The following is a 12,408-nucleotide window of genomic DNA, read 5'->3' as shown; positions in this document are numbered from 1 at the left end:
CGGCATCCGGGTCGAAGCTCGCGCGAGCCCTCGGCTTCTGACGCGGTCATGAGAGTCGGTATCGCTCGTGGAACCCGCCACAGTGCGCAAGCCCCTTCCGCGCCGACGCGCGCTCATGCTTGAGTGACAGGCATGAGCCGCTCCGTCGTCCTCCGCTCGCTGCGGACGATCGTCCCCGACACAGTTCTCGCGCAGCCGGAGATACGCGACATCTTCGCGGCGCAGCCCGACGTCGGCAGGCTGGGGCAGCGGATCATCGGCGCCTCGTTCAACGGCTCGGGCATCGACACTCGCCATACGGTGATCGAGGAGCTGTCTCCCACGGCGCACGTCGATGAGGCGGTCTTCTACGATCGCGGAGCCGGGCTTCTCCGGTCACCCGGCACGAAGGTCAGGAACGATCTCTACACGAGCGAGGCGTCGCGGCTCTTCGTCGACGTCGCTCGGCGCGCTCTCGACGCTGACCCCGATCTGAACGCATCCGACGTCACGCACGTCGTCACCGTGTCGTGCACCGGTTTCCATGCGCCGGGTCCTGACTACGAGATCGTGCGGGCGCTGGGTCTCTCCGACGCCGTGCAGCGCTATCATCTCGGCTTCATGGGCTGCTACGCCGCGATGCCGGCCCTCCGCGCCGCGAGTCAGTTCTGCACGGCCGACCCCGATGCCGTGGTCCTTGTCGTCAGCGTGGAGCTGTGCACGCTGCACCTCAGGTCGTCCGAGGATCCTGACCTCATCGTCGCCAACTCGCTCTTCGCCGATGGCGCCGCGGCGTGCATCGTCACGGCCCGTGACGTGCCGACCCCGGTTCCCTCGGTGCGTCTCGACGGCTTCCACACGGCGATCGCCGCCGAGGGCGAGAAGGACATGGCCTGGACGATCGGAGACAACGGATTCGAGATGATCCTCTCCACAGCCGTTCCTCAGATCATCGGCGAGACGATCATCGGCGCGATACGGCCGCTCTATGCCCGCGAGGGCGAGCTCGCAGCGGCATTCGACGAGGGGCGCGTGGGGGAGCGGGTGGAGCACTGGGCGATCCATCCCGGCGGTCGCAGCATCCTCGATCGCATCCAGGAGCGGCTGCACCTCACCGATGCCCACATGCGCCCCGCGCGCGAGACGCTGCGCGAGAACGGCAACATGTCGAGCGCGACGATCCTGTTCGTCATCAAGAGGATCCTCGATGACGGGGCTGCCGTGGGATCCCGTGTCGCCGCCATGGCCTTCGGCCCGGGGCTGACGGCCGAGAGTGCGCTCATGACCGTCGTCGCCGGCGTCGAATGAGACACGATCTCTCGGCCCGAGCGGTCGACGCGCGCGAGCTCATGGACGATCCGGATGCGGATATCGCGATGCTCGAGCGCACCTACGAGCGCTTCCGCCCCGTGAACGCGCTCGTCTCGAGCCCAGGCCTCTTCTACCGCCGGGACATCCGACCCCGCGCTCGTCGCGGCCACATCCGCATCCTCGATGTCGGAGCCGGAGGGGGCGATGTCTGCCGGATGCTCGCGGCGAGACTGCGGCGCGACGGTCTGTCTGCCGAGATCACGGCGCTCGATGCCGATGAGCGCGCCGTCCGCTGGGCGGCTCGGCACGACGACGGATCGGGCGTCCGATATCGCTGCGCATTCGCGGAGGAGCTCCTCGCGGCGGGGGAGAAGTACGACGTGGTCTTCTCGAACCACGTCATGCATCACCTCGAGCCGCAGGAGCTTCAGGGCCTGCTGCGCGACTCCGCCGGTCTCGTCGGGGAGAGCGGGGTCGTCGTGCACCGCGACATCGCTCGAAGCAGGACTGCCTACGCGCTGTACGGCACCCTGACCGGGATCCTGGCCTCGACCGTGTTCCGCGGCTCGTTCATCCGCGAGGACGGTCTCATCAGCATCCGACGCTCGTACACGACCGGCGAGCTCGCATCGGTCGCGCCGTCGGGGTGGACGGTGCGGTTCGGACTTCCCTCGCGACTGGAGCTGCGGTGGGAGACGACCACCGCACCGTGATGCGCCGCGCCATGACACACGAAGGCCCGGCCACGCGCGAGCGTGCCGGGCCTTCGAGGCGATCCGGGCGGGATCAGAAGTTGATCATGTGACCCGCGAGGCCGTGGAAGCCCTCCTGCAGCGCCTCCGACAGCGTCGGGTGGGTGTGCACGTTGCGGGCCAGCTCGAGGGCCGTGAGGTCCCACTTCTGCGCGAGCGTCAGCTCGGGCAGAAGCTCGGAGACGTCGGGGCCGATCATGTGGGCGCCGATGAGCTCGAGGTGCTCGGCGTCGGCGATCAGCTTGACGAAGCCGACGGGCTCGCCGAGTCCGTGCGCCTTGCCGTTGGCCATGAACGGGAAGGTCGCGACCTTGATCTCGCGTCCCTCGTCCTTCGCCTGCTGCTCGGTGAGGCCGAACGAGGCGACCTGCGGCGAGCAGAACGTCGCGCGGGGCATCATGCGGTAGTCGCCGAGCGTCTGGGTCTCGGCGCCGCCGATGGTCTCGGCCGCGACGACACCCTGCGCCTCGGCCACGTGGGCGAGCTGCAGCTTGGCGGTCACGTCACCGATGGCGTAGATGCCCTCGACGTTGGTGCGCATGTGGTCGTCGATGTCGATCGCGCCGCGCTCGGTGAGCTTCACGCCGGTGGCCTCGAGTCCGAAGCCCTCGATGTTGGGAGCGAAGCCGACCGACATCAGGACCTTGTCGGCCTCGATGGAGCTCTGCTGGCCGTCCTTGCCGGTGTACGACACGGTGACGGACGAGCCGTTGTCGACGACGGACTCGACCTTGGTGGAGGTGAGGATGTCGACGCCGTAGTTCTTGTACTGCTTGGCGATCTCCTTCGACACGTCCGCATCCTCGTTGGGGAGTGCGCGGTCGAGGAACTCGATGATCGTGACCTTGACGCCGTAGTTCGTCATCACGTAGGCGAACTCCATGCCGATGGCGCCGGCGCCGACGATGACGATCGACTTCGGGAGTTCGCGGCTGAGGATCTGCTCCTCGTAGGTCACCACGTTGTCGCTGAGCTGCACGCCCGGCAGCAGGCGGACCTTCGAGCCGGTCGCGATGATCGCGTTGTCGAAGGTCACCTCTTCGGTGGTGCCGTCGGACTTGGCGACCGAGATCGCCTTGGGTCCCGTGAAGGTGCCTCGGCCGTCGTACTCGGTGACCTTGTTCTTCTTCATCAGGAAGTGGATGCCCTTGACGCGCCCGTCGGCCACGACGCGGCTGCGGTCGAACGCCTTGCCGTAGTCGATCGTGAACTCACCGGAGATGCCGAAGAAGTCGGCCTTGTGGTTGAGCGTGTGCGCGAGCTCCGCGTTCTTCAGAAGAGCCTTGGACGGGATGCAGCCCACGTTCAGGCAGACACCACCCCAGTACTTCTCTTCGATGATGGCGGTGGAGAGACCGAGCTGCGCGCTGCGGACCGCAGCGACGTATCCGCCGGGACCTGCACCGAGGATGACGACATCGTAGTGTGGCATGCCTTAAGCCTATCGCTCCGACGGTGCGTCGGAGTCTGCGGCGGACGGGTCTGTGGAGCGCTCGGATCCGCTCGAGCCCCGTCCCCTCAGAGCGAACGCGATGACCACGGCGACGACGACGACCAGGACGCCGGCGATCGCGAGGATCCAGATCCAGGCGGTGGAGGCAGAGGACTCCTCAGGTGCGGTCGAACCGTCGGTGGATTCGGAGGTGGGGGCGGGAGCGGCCGTCTGCTCGGGCTCCGTCGGCTCGGCCGTCTCCGGTGCAGCGGTCTCGGGCGTGGCGGTGGGGGCGGAGAGGGTCGACGTGGTGACGGTGAAGCCGAACTCCTCGGAGATCGGGTGGCCGTCGCTGGAGACGACTCTCCAGAGGACCGTGTAAGCCCCGGCCGCGGCCTCGGCGACGAGCGGCTGGGTGACGACGGCGCCGTTCACGGTCGCGGGCCCGTCCGTCACGGATGCGCCTGAGGCGTCGGTCACGACCACCTCGGTGGCTCCCTCGCCGTCGATCAGCTTCGCGCTGAAGGTGAGCGTCAGCTCCGCGGGCAGCGTCTCGACCGTGCTGCCCGCCTCAGGAGAGGATGCGGTCAGGCTGTCGTGCGCCGATGCCGACAGCGGCGCGACCAGAACGAGGAAGGCCGCCAGAAGGGCGGCGGCGAGGGCGAGCGGAGCGGTGGGGAGGCGTCGGGCGTCTGTCTTCACCCGTCCAGCTTAGGAACTCGCGGTGTGCGGGGACTGAGCGTGAACCCGCACACCGCGAGGCGGTCAGGATCCGTTAGTCTGGAGGACTAGGAGGGCAGAAGTGACAGACAGCGAAGGCCGACAGGCCGGTGATGCCGCGATCCACCGTTCCGGCGAGCAGCGACACGATGTGACGCAGACGTTCGGACACGACTCGGATCTCTCATTCGTGCCCTTCGGGGTCGAGTTGACGGATGTCGAGCAGAGTGCCATCGCCGCACTTCCTTCGGGATCGGCTCTTCTGCTGATGCGCTCCGGCGCACTCGCAGGTGCCCGATACCTCCTCGACACGGATGTGACCACGGTCGGACGCCACCCCGAGGCGGACATCTTCTTCGACGACGTGACCGTCTCGCGTCGTCACGCTGAGATCACCCGTTCGGGTGCGTCGTTCGAGATCATCGACCAGCGGTCCCTCAACGGCACCTACGTGAACGGTGAGCGCGTCGATCGCAGCGCCCTCGTCGACGGTTCCGAGCTGCGGGTGGGCAAGTTCCGGCTGAACTTCTTCGCGTCGCCCGCCGATCGTGGCGCGGCGAACGCCTGATGGCGGCATCCTCCGCCCGTGAACGCTCCGCGTCAGCGGGCCTCCTGAGCATCGGCCAGGTTCTGGCTCGACTCACTCCCGAATTCCCCGAGCTCACCTCCAGCAAGCTGCGCTTCCTCGAGGTCCAGGGGATCGTCTCGCCCTCGCGCACCGAGTCCGGTTACCGCAAGTTCTCTCCCGCCGACATCGAGCGCCTCCGCCTCGGACTCTCCCTGCAGCGTGACCACTATCTTCCGCTCAGCGTCATCCGAGAGCAGCTCGACGAGGCGGACGCCAACGGCGACTCGGCTGCTTTCACACCTCCGCCCTCGATCACCCCGGCGCCCCGTCGGTATCGCCGCGACGAGCTCCTCTCGGCGGCCGGGGCGGGACCTCAGCTCCTCAACGACGCGATCAGCACGGGCGTGATCATCGCCCAGGAGACCTACTCGGAGGCGACCGTCACGCTGCTGCGCGGACTGGTCGCGCTCGACCGCCACGGCATCGAGCCGCGACACCTGCGTTCGCTGCGTCAGGGGGCCGAGCGAGAGGTCGCTCTGATCGAATCGGCGATGTCGGCGCTGCTGCGACGGACGGATGCTCCGTCACGGGCCAAGGCCAGCGAGATGGCTCCGTCGCTCGCCTCGAAGATCGACGAGGTGCGCTCGCTCTTCGTCAAGGAAGCACTCTCTCGGCTGCTTTCGTAACGAACTGATTGCGACACACCTTCGACGTCACACGGATGTCATTGCCGGTGCCCGAGGGCTGCTCTAGCGTGGAGGTAACAGCTCCAGGGAGGATTTCCAGATGAATGCGGATGAGCGTGCAGGCGACCCGCGGTTCGTACCCGAACTCCTCTTCACCGACGGTCTGCCGGCGATGGATGACGAGGTCGGCTACCGCGGAGCGGTGGCCGCTCGGGCCGCCGGAATCACCTATCGCCAGCTCGACTACTGGGCTCGTACCGAGCTCGTCGTGCCCACCGTTCGCGGCGCGAGCGGTTCCGGGTCGCAGCGGCTCTACGGCTTCCGTGACATCCTCGTGCTCAAGCTCGTGAAGAGCCTGCTCGACACGGGCATCTCGCTGCAGCAGATCCGCACCGCCGTCGATGAGCTGCGTCGCGCGGGCATCCGCGACCTCGCCGGGACCACGCTCATGAGCGACGGCGCCTCTGTTTATCTGTGCACCTCGAACGATGAGGTCATCGACCTCGTGAGCCGCGGCCAGGGCGTCTTCGGCATCGCAGTCGGGAAGGTCCTGCGTGAGGTGGAGTCCACCCTCGTGGCGTTCGACTCCGCGGCACCCGACCCCGTCGACGAGCTCTCGGCGCGTCGCTCCCAGCGCTCCGCCTGAGCAGTCCGGTCCGACTCCGCTCGGCAGGACGACAACGAAGAACGGCCACCCTCTCGCGAGGATGGCCGTTTCTGTGTCTGCCGGCGGTCAGGCCTGGGGGCCGGTCTCCGGAACCGGTACGCGCCCGGTACGGATGATGCGGTCGAGCAGCGAGTCGAAGTCGGCGGCGAGCTCCTGCGCGGAATCGCCGGGCCAGATGTGCAGAGGCTTCGCGGCTCCCTGCGCCTGCTGAAGCGACGTGCGCTCCGGAAGCTGGGGCGAGAGCACGAGGGGACCGAACATGTCGCGCAGCTCCTTGATGCGGAACTGGTGCTCGATCGACTGCGGACGCACGCGGTTCACCACGATGCCGAGAGGCTGCAGGCGGGGAGAGAGCCCGCGACGGATCTCCTCGATCGCGCGCAGGGCGCGGTCCGCGGCTGCCACGGAGAAGAGACCGGGCTCGGTGACGACCATCACGCGGTCGCTCGCCGCCCAGGCGGTACGAGTGAGAGCGTTGAGCGACGGGGCGCAGTCGATCAGGACGAGGTCGTAGTCGGCCTCGACGGCGGCCAGCGCCTCTTCGAGCTTCCAGACGTCGCGCACGCTGGGGTGGGGGCCGTCGAAGTTGATCGCCGAGGGGCTGCCGATCAGGACGTCGATGGTTCCGGGGTGCACCTTCGCCCAGCCGCTCGCGGTGATCGCCTGGCGGACGACCTTCTCCTTGGGGTTGGCCAGGACATCGGCGACGTTGAGTCGACCGGCCACCTGGATGTCCATCCCGGTGGACACATCGGACTGCGGGTCGAGGTCGACGACGAGCGTTCGGACACCACGGGCGAAGGCCGCTGAGGCCAGGCCGAGGGTCACGGTCGTCTTGCCGACGCCTCCCTTGAGAGAGCTGACGCTGAGTACGTGCACGAACACCACGTTACCTTCCCCTAGGCTGGGTGCACACTCAGCCCCGCCCCATGCGCGCCGAATACGTCGTGCATCGAGCTTCCAGAGGTGTGCATGTTCCAGAAGATCCTTGTGGCGAACCGCGGCGAGATCGCGATCCGTGCCTTCCGAGCGGCCTACGAGGTCGGAGCGAGAACCGTCGCGGTCTTCCCGCACGAGGATCGCGGCTCCGTTCACCGGCTGAAGGCCGATGAGGCCTACGAGATCGGCGAACGCGGGCATCCTGTGCGTGCGTACCTCGACGTCGACGAGATCATCAGAGTCGCGAAACAGGCCGGCGCCGATGCGATCTACCCGGGCTACGGGTTCCTCTCGGAGAACCCCGAGCTCGCAGAGAAGGCGGCCGCCAACGGCATCGTCTTCATCGGGCCTCCGGCGAAGGTGCTCGAGATGGCGGGCAACAAGGTCGAGGCGAAGCGCCACGCGATCGAGGCCGGGGTGCCCGTACTGCGCTCCACAGAAGCATCCGATGACGTCGAGGCGCTCGTCGCCCAGGCCGACGACATCGGCTTCCCGCTGTTCGCCAAGGCCGTCGCGGGTGGTGGCGGCCGCGGAATGCGGCGCGTCGAGAAGCCCGCGGAACTCGCGCCCGCACTCGCCGAGGCGATGCGCGAGGCCGCAAGCGCCTTCGGCGATCCGAGGATGTTCCTCGAGCAGGCCGTCGTGCGCCCCCGTCATATCGAGGTGCAGATCCTCGCGGACAAGACCGGTGAGACCGTGCACCTGTTCGAGCGCGACTGCTCGGTGCAGCGTCGCCACCAGAAGGTCGTGGAGATCGCTCCCGCGCCCAATCTGGACGACGGCATCCGCACCGCGCTGCACGGGTACGCGGTGGCCTTCGCCCGCTCCATCGGGTACGAGAACGCCGGCACGGTCGAGTTCCTCCTCGAGACCGCGGGGGAGCGGTCGGGAGAGGTCGTCTTCATCGAGATGAATCCCCGCATCCAGGTGGAGCACACCGTGACCGAGGAGGTCACGGACGTCGACCTCGTGCAGAGCCAGATGCGGATCGCGTCGGGACAGACCCTCGCCGACCTCGGGCTGCAGCAGGAGAACCTGCACGTCCGCGGCGCGGCGCTGCAGTGCCGCATCACGACCGAAGACCCGACGCAGGGATTCCGCCCAGACACCGGCAAGATCACCACGTACCGGTCGCCGGGCGGCGCGGGCATCCGCCTCGACGGTGGGACCGTGCATCAGGGCGCGCAGATCAGCCCGCACTTCGACTCCATGCTCGCCAAACTGACCTGCCGCGGGAGGGACTACCCGGCAGCCGTCGCCCGTGCCCGTCGCGCGCTGGCGGAGTTCCGGATCCGCGGAGTGTCGACCAACATCCCCTTCCTGCAGGCGCTGCTCGACGACGAGGCGTTCGTCGCCGGTGATGTGAGCACATCCTTCATCGATGAGCGCCCGGAGCTGCTCAAGGGACGCGAATCGAAGGACCGCGGCACGAGGATCCTCAACTGGCTGGTCGATGTCACCGTCAACAAGCCCCACGGATCCCACCCCGGAGCGATCGATCCCCGCAGCAAACTGCCGGCGATCGATCTGACTGCAGATCCCGCGCCCGGGTCTCGCCAGAGGCTGCTCGAGCTCGGTCCCGAGGCTTTCGCTCGGAGTCTGCGCGAGCAGACGTCTCTCGCGATCACCGACACCACGTTCCGCGATGCCCACCAGTCGCTGCTGGCGACGCGCGTGCGCACCAAGGACCTGGCCGCGGTCGCGCCGTATATCTCCCGGCTCACGCCGGGGCTGCTCTCGGTCGAGGCCTGGGGCGGTGCCACCTACGATGTGGCGCTGCGCTTCCTCGGGGAGGACCCCTGGGAGCGCCTCGACAAGCTTCGCGCCTCGCTGCCGAACGTCGCGATCCAGATGCTGCTCCGAGGTCGGAACACGGTGGGGTACACGCCGTATCCGACCGCGGTGACGGAGGCGTTCGTCCGGGAGGCCGCGGAGAGCGGTGTCGACATCTTCCGCATCTTCGACGCGCTCAACGACGTCGAGCAGATGCGCCCGGCCATCGATGCGGTGCGTGCGACCGGGACGGCGGTCGCCGAGGTCGCGCTCTGCTACACCGGTGACCTTCTCGACCCTGCTGAGGACCTCTACACGCTCGACTACTACCTGCATCTCGCCGATCAGATCGTCGCAGCGGGAGCGCACATCATCGCCATCAAGGACATGGCGGGCCTGCTGCGTCCCGCCGCAGCCGCGAAGCTCGTCAGCGCACTGCGAGAGCGCTTCGATCTGCCCGTGCATCTGCACACGCACGATACCCCGGGCGGTCAGCTCGCGACGCTGCTCGCGGCGAGTGCCGTGGGGGTCGACGCGGTGGATGCCGCATCGGCGCCCCTGTCCGGGACCACCAGCCAGCCATCGTTGTCGTCGCTCGTCGCCGCGCTCGCGCACACCGACCGCGACAGCGGTATCGATCTCAGTGCCGTCTCGGACCTCGAGCCCTACTGGGAGGCGGTGCGGCGCCAGTACGCACCCTTCGAATCGGGTCTTCCCGGCCCCACGGGGCGCGTCTACCGCCATGAGATCCCCGGCGGCCAGCTGTCCAACCTCCGCCAGCAGGCGAAGGCACTGGGTCTCGCTGACGACTTCGAGCTGATCGAGGACATGTACGCCGCGGCGGACCGCATCCTCGGGCGTGTGCCGAAGGTGACCCCGTCGTCGAAGGTCGTGGGGGACCTTGCCCTCCACCTCGCCGCCGTCAAGGCGGACCCTGCCGATTTCGAGGCCAACCCGGAGAAGTACGACGTACCCGATTCCGTCGTCGGCTTCATGGCGGGCGAACTCGGAGACCTGCCCGGCGGATGGCCTGAGCCGTTCCGCTCGAAGGTCCTGGCGGGACGCACCGTGCGCACGGGACTCACCGAGATCTCGACCGAAGACGAACATGCACTCGCGGGTGACAGCGCGAGCCGTCGGGCGCGCCTGAACGCGCTCCTCTTCCCGGCGCCCACGCGCGAGTTCACACAGACGCGCGAGCAGTTCGGCGATCTGTCGGTCCTGGACACCAGCGACTACCTGTACGGGCTCGTGCAGGGGCAGGAGCACCTCGTCGAGATCGACCGCGGCGTGCAGCTGTACGTCGGTCTCGAGGCCATCGGCGACGCGGATGACAAGGGCATCCGCACCGTCATGACCACCCTCAACGGTCAACTGCGTCCGGTGTTCGTCCGCGATCGTTCCGTCGCGGTCGAAGCGCATGAGGTCGAGAAGGCCGACACCTCGGTGGCGGGACAGGTCGCCGCACCGTTCTCCGGTGTGGTGACGCTCAAGGTCGAGGTCGGATCCAGCGTCAGGGCGGGGGAACCGGTCGCGTCGATCGAGGCGATGAAGATGGAAGCGGCCATCACCGCTCCCGTCGACGGCGTCATCGAGAGGCTCGCGATCGGCGCCACTCAGCAGGTCGACGCAGGAGACCTTTTGGTCGTCATCAGCCAGGCGCAGTAATCTTGGGCGGGCGTGGGCCGCGCATCCTTCGATGCGCACCCGAGGCTCGCACAGGCTTGGAGTGACGAAGTGACCCCGAAGAAGAGAGCAGAATCGCCGGACGAGGAGTCCCGCGGAATGCTCGACGACGCCGCGTCCATGGACACGGCGGTCATCGGCATCCTCAGCGGCACCGCGCAGGTCAGCGTGCAGTTGCCGAAGGACGACGACGACGATCTCGCCGACGACGGCATCGTCGAGGGTGAGGTCATCGCCGACCTCGTCATCGACGAGCCTGTCTCGGCCGCGAAGGCGGCCGAGACGGTCATCGCGGCGGATATGCCGAGCATCCCGATGGCGCCGATCATCATCGAACTGCCGCCGGAGCCGATCGCTGAGGCTGAGGTTGAGGTCGAGCCGGAGGCTGAGGCTGAGGCTGAGGCTGAGGCTGAGGCTGAGGCTGAGGCTGAGGTCGAGCCGGAGCCGGAGCCGGAGCCGGCCCCTGAGCCTGAGCCTGAGCCCGACCCGGAGCCTGAGCCTGAGCCCGACCCGGAGCCTGAGCCTGAGCCCGCCCCGGAGCCTGCGTCTGAGGTCGAGCCTGAGGTCGAGCCTGAGCCTGAGCCCGCCCCTGAGCCTGCGCCTGAGGTCCAGCCTGAGCCTGAGCCCGCCCCTGAGCCTGAGCCCGATCCGGAGCCGGAGCCTGAGCCTGAGCCTGAGCCGGAGCCCGCGCTTGAGCCCGAGCCCGAGGTGGTCACGCCGGCACCCACAGCATTGATCGAGGCGGATGCGGCCGCCGAAGAGGCGGCCGTCGTTGCGGCGTTCGTCGCCCGAGCGAAGGCCGATGTCAGAACCCGAGCGTCCCTTCGCACCGGGGCGATCCCGACGGTGCCCGCCGGGCGCCCGGTGCCCGAGAAGACGGAGAGCCCTGCCATGGACACGCCGAAGCCCGCCAGGTCGACCACACCGGCACCGACCCGCGCCGCGCGCACTGACGTGCAGCTGTCGTCGAAGCGTCTGGACGATCTCGGCGACTCCTCGCGCGAGACCGCCGACCTGCTCACGGCCGACCGTCTGCTCGACCCCCATCAGATCACGAAGCCGGAACCCGAGGGCGCCTGGAGTCACTTCCTGTACACGGTCTCGGGTCGTCGCATCAACATCGGCGACGGCAAGAAGGCTCGGCAGCGCAAGGCTCTCTCGGCGCGCATCTCGGCACCGCTCGTCGGCGGGGCGCGCTTCGTCCCGGTGCTCTCGCGCAAGGGCGGCGTGGGGAAGACCACCATCACGGCTCTGCTCGGCATGGCGCTCGCCGACGCGCGTGACGACCGTGTGATCGCGGTGGATGCGAATCCGGACCGCGGCACGCTCGCCGATCGCGTGGAGCGACCGCAGCACTCCCGATCGGTGCGCGACCTCGTCCGCATCCACGACGAGGTACGGGGGTACCACGACATCTCCGCGATCGTCGCGCGCGACGCGACCCGGCTCGACGTGCTCGCGTCCGACCCCGACCCTCGCATCGCCGAGGCGTTCAGCGACAGCGACTATCGCGATGTCGCCGGCGTCGCCGCCCACTATTACTCGCTCGTCCTCACGGACACGGGCACCGGCATCGTCCACTCGGTGATGTCGGCCACACTCGACCTCGCCGATCAGATCGTGATCGTCTCGGGGCTCAGTGTCGACGAGGCGCGACTCGCGTCCGAGACGCTGACCTGGCTGGAGACGAACGGATACGCCGAGCAGGCGCGCGAAGCGGTCATCGTGCTCAACCAGTCGACGCCGGGTGCACCTCTCGTGCGGCTGAATGAGCTCGAGGCGCACTTCCGGACGCGCGCTGCGCACGTCGTGCGGATGCCGTATGACTCCCAGATCGCGGGAGGTGGCACGATCGTCTTCGCGAACCTCCAGCCGGAGACGCGGGTCGCGGCGCG

The 12,408-nt window shown here is 68.2% G+C and carries 10 protein-coding genes; 7 read left to right on the top strand and 3 right to left on the bottom strand.

Annotated elements, in window-relative coordinates; all coding sequences use genetic code 11:
• Positions 1–132: 132 nt before the first annotated feature.
• Both RTM68_RS13260 and RTM68_RS13255 read left to right on the top strand, forming a co-directional pair.
• Positions 133–1,287 carry a type III polyketide synthase gene (locus RTM68_RS13260; RefSeq protein WP_312171656.1) on the top strand — a complete coding sequence of 385 codons (1,155 nt, stop codon included), beginning with the start codon at positions 133–135 and terminating at the stop codon, positions 1,285–1,287.
• Positions 1,284–2,003 carry a methyltransferase domain-containing protein gene (locus RTM68_RS13255; protein ID WP_312171653.1) on the top strand — a complete coding sequence of 240 codons (720 nt, stop codon included), beginning with the start codon at positions 1,284–1,286 and terminating at the stop codon, positions 2,001–2,003. Before RTM68_RS13260 ends, RTM68_RS13255 begins: the two co-directional genes overlap by 4 nt.
• A 73-nt stretch (positions 2,004–2,076) precedes the next feature.
• Here the strand turns inward: RTM68_RS13255 and lpdA are convergent, their stop codons facing one another.
• Positions 2,077–3,474 (bottom strand): dihydrolipoyl dehydrogenase, encoded by a 1,398-nt coding sequence (lpdA, locus tag RTM68_RS13250; protein WP_194763463.1) that lies wholly within the window; start codon positions 3,472–3,474, stop codon positions 2,077–2,079.
• A 9-nt stretch (positions 3,475–3,483) separates the two neighbouring features.
• A complete protein-coding gene (locus tag RTM68_RS13245; RefSeq protein ID WP_312171649.1) occupies positions 3,484–4,176 on the bottom strand; it encodes a copper resistance protein CopC in 693 nt (230 codons plus the stop codon).
• Between the two features lie 100 nt (positions 4,177–4,276).
• Between RTM68_RS13245 and RTM68_RS13240 the strand changes: the two genes are divergently transcribed.
• The 3 genes from RTM68_RS13240 to RTM68_RS13230 all read left to right on the top strand — a co-directional run bounded on the left by RTM68_RS13240 (position 4,277) and on the right by RTM68_RS13230 (position 6,094).
• Positions 4,277–4,762, top strand: a complete 486-nt coding sequence (locus RTM68_RS13240) for an FHA domain-containing protein (protein ID WP_194763461.1) — start codon at positions 4,277–4,279, stop codon at positions 4,760–4,762.
• A complete protein-coding gene (locus tag RTM68_RS13235; RefSeq protein ID WP_312171647.1) occupies positions 4,762–5,448 on the top strand; it encodes a MerR family transcriptional regulator in 687 nt (228 codons plus the stop codon). The genes RTM68_RS13240 and RTM68_RS13235 overlap by 1 nt, the downstream gene beginning before the upstream one ends.
• A gap of 100 nt (positions 5,449–5,548) precedes the next feature.
• Entirely contained in the window at positions 5,549–6,094 is a 546-nt protein-coding gene (locus RTM68_RS13230; protein ID WP_194763459.1) for a MerR family transcriptional regulator, read from the top strand.
• Between the two features lie 87 nt (positions 6,095–6,181).
• Here the strand turns inward: RTM68_RS13230 and RTM68_RS13225 are convergent, their stop codons facing one another.
• The gene (locus RTM68_RS13225) at positions 6,182–6,994 is read right to left on the bottom strand and encodes a ParA family protein (RefSeq protein WP_194763458.1); all 813 of its coding nucleotides are present in this window, start codon (positions 6,992–6,994) and stop codon (positions 6,182–6,184) included.
• Between the two features lie 93 nt (positions 6,995–7,087).
• Here RTM68_RS13225 and RTM68_RS13220 point away from each other — a divergent pair, with 93 nt between their 5' ends.
• Both RTM68_RS13220 and RTM68_RS13215 read left to right on the top strand, forming a co-directional pair.
• Positions 7,088–10,495, top strand: a complete 3,408-nt coding sequence (locus RTM68_RS13220) for a pyruvate carboxylase (RefSeq protein WP_312171643.1) — start codon at positions 7,088–7,090, stop codon at positions 10,493–10,495.
• Positions 10,496–10,564: 69 nt separating this feature from the next.
• The coding region (locus RTM68_RS13215; protein WP_312171640.1) for a MinD/ParA family protein at positions 10,565–12,408 on the top strand (1,844 nt) is incomplete at its 3' end.

The sequence above is a fragment of the Microbacterium sp. genome, from assembly GCF_031988965.1.
Classification (GTDB): Bacteria; Actinomycetota; Actinomycetes; order Actinomycetales; family Microbacteriaceae; genus Microbacterium.
This window is presented reverse-complemented; position numbering and strand designations above follow the sequence as displayed.

Coding starts and splice junctions, on each gene's coding strand:
- lpdA (WP_194763463.1), bottom strand. CDS start 3,474: ATGCCACACTACGATGTCGTCATCCTCGGTGCAGGTCCCGGCGGATAC.
- RTM68_RS13255 (WP_312171653.1), top strand. CDS start 1,284: ATGAGACACGATCTCTCGGCCCGAGCGGTCGACGCGCGCGAGCTCATG.
- RTM68_RS13235 (WP_312171647.1), top strand. CDS start 4,762: ATGGCGGCATCCTCCGCCCGTGAACGCTCCGCGTCAGCGGGCCTCCTG.
- RTM68_RS13230 (WP_194763459.1), top strand. CDS start 5,549: ATGAATGCGGATGAGCGTGCAGGCGACCCGCGGTTCGTACCCGAACTC.
- RTM68_RS13220 (WP_312171643.1), top strand. CDS start 7,088: ATGTTCCAGAAGATCCTTGTGGCGAACCGCGGCGAGATCGCGATCCGT.
- RTM68_RS13260 (WP_312171656.1), top strand. CDS start 133: ATGAGCCGCTCCGTCGTCCTCCGCTCGCTGCGGACGATCGTCCCCGAC.